A 1,615-nucleotide genomic window follows, 5' to 3' on the forward strand; every position below is an offset into this window, starting at 1 on the left:
TATGACGACGTGATGAACGACCAGCGCAAGGTGATCTACGAGCAGCGCAGCGACATCATGGACGCCGAAACGGTCGGCGACGTGGTGACCGACATGCGCGCGGAGACGGTCAATGCGGTGGTCGGTGAGGCGTGCCCGCCGCATTCCTATCCCGAGCAATGGGATATCGAGGGGATGAAGGCGCGGGTTGCCGAGCTGCTCAACCTCGAACCGCCGATCGACGACTGGCTGACCGAGGAATCGATCGACCCCGAGCTGGTGACCGAACGGATCCTGGCCGAGGCCGATGCGATGGTCGCCGCCAAGGCCGCCGATCTCGAGCCCGAAACCTGGACGCAGGTGGAAAAGTCGATCCTGCTGCAGAGCCTCGATCATCACTGGAAGGAGCATCTCGCGACGCTCGACGCGCTGCGCCAGGTGGTCCACCTGCGCGCTTATGCGCAGAAGACGCCGATCAACGAATATAAGCAGGAGGCGTTCGCGTTGTTCCAGCGGATGCTCGACAATATTCGCGAAGATGTGACGCGGACGATCGCCCATGCGCAATTCCGCATGCAGCCGCTGCCCGAAATGCCCGAGCTGCCCGATTTCATCACCACGCACTTCGATCCGTTCTCGGGCGAGGACAATTCGGCGGATATCGACGCGGGAACCCTGGGGCTGGTGACGAGCCAGCTGCCGCCGCTCCAGATCGTCCAGCCGACCGCCGCCGAAATCGGCGAGGATCCGGAAAGCTGGAAGGGCGTCGTCAGCCGCAACGCGCCGTGCCCGTGCGGCTCGGGGCGCAAGTACAAGCATTGCCACGGATCGGTGTGAGAGGCCGTTTCTAGTGTCCCCGCGAAGGCGGGGACCCAGACCGGGCGCCCGCCTTCGCGGGAGCACATCGGCGCAAAAAAGCGGCCGGATCGCGATGATCCGGCCGCTTTTCGTTTACCGCGATATCGTCGCTCAGGACTTGGGCATCACCACCGTCGGCCCGATCCGGTCGGAAACGTCGCGTGCGTTGAAGGCGCGGACTTCGTCCTTCGCGGGGGTCCCCTTGCGCATCACGATTTCCGCCGACGCTTCGTAGCGATCGACCGTGCGCACATCGATATTGTTGCCCCAGAAGGGATCGCCCCACCACGGATCCCAGGCGCGCCAGCCGAACCCGCGCCCGTAATAGCGCCACGACGGCCCCCAGCCACCGCCCCAGCCGCCGCCCCAACCCGGCCCGGGGGTCGAATAGGTCTGCGCCTGGCGGTCGGTCGAACGATCGACCATCACGAAATAATCATAGCCGTTCTGCAACGTGAGCTGCGCCGCACGGAACAGCAGATAGCGTTCGACGGTGTCGCGATCGGTTACGGTATTGCCGGCGAAGGTCACCAGCCAGCGGTTGGCCTCGACCTGCCGTTCGCTGTAGCCGGTGCGGTAGAAGCCCTTGCCGGTGGCGGGACGATAGGTCGTCTCGGTCGCACACCCGCTGACCAGCAGCGCGCCCGACGCGATCGCCGTGAACAGCAAACCGCGACGTTTGAGGTTTCTCATCATTGTCTTTCTCCGTGTCCGCCTTGCCGACGGTTACCGCGACCATAAGCCATGCCGACGAAACGTGCGATGAACGCGGCAGTTT

At 64.4% G+C, this 1,615-nt stretch carries 2 protein-coding genes; one reads left to right on the forward strand and one right to left on the reverse strand.

The window, feature by feature from the left end; genetic code table 11:
• Nucleotides 1-816, forward strand: an 816-nt coding sequence (locus BGN95_RS10835) for an SEC-C metal-binding domain-containing protein (RefSeq protein WP_286772606.1), incomplete at its 5' end; no start/stop codon positions are given.
• A gap of 132 nt (nucleotides 817-948) precedes the next feature.
• Here BGN95_RS10835 and BGN95_RS10840 read toward each other — a convergent pair.
• The gene (locus tag BGN95_RS10840) at nucleotides 949-1,533 is read right to left on the reverse strand and encodes a CC0125/CC1285 family lipoprotein (protein ID WP_502688280.1); all 585 of its coding nucleotides are present in this window, start codon (nucleotides 1,531-1,533) and stop codon (nucleotides 949-951) included.
• Nucleotides 1,534-1,615: the final 82 nt, after the last annotated feature.

The sequence above is a fragment of the Sphingomonas sp. 66-10 genome, from assembly GCF_001897045.1.
GTDB lineage: Bacteria > Pseudomonadota > Alphaproteobacteria > Sphingomonadales > Sphingomonadaceae > Sphingomonas > Sphingomonas lycopersici.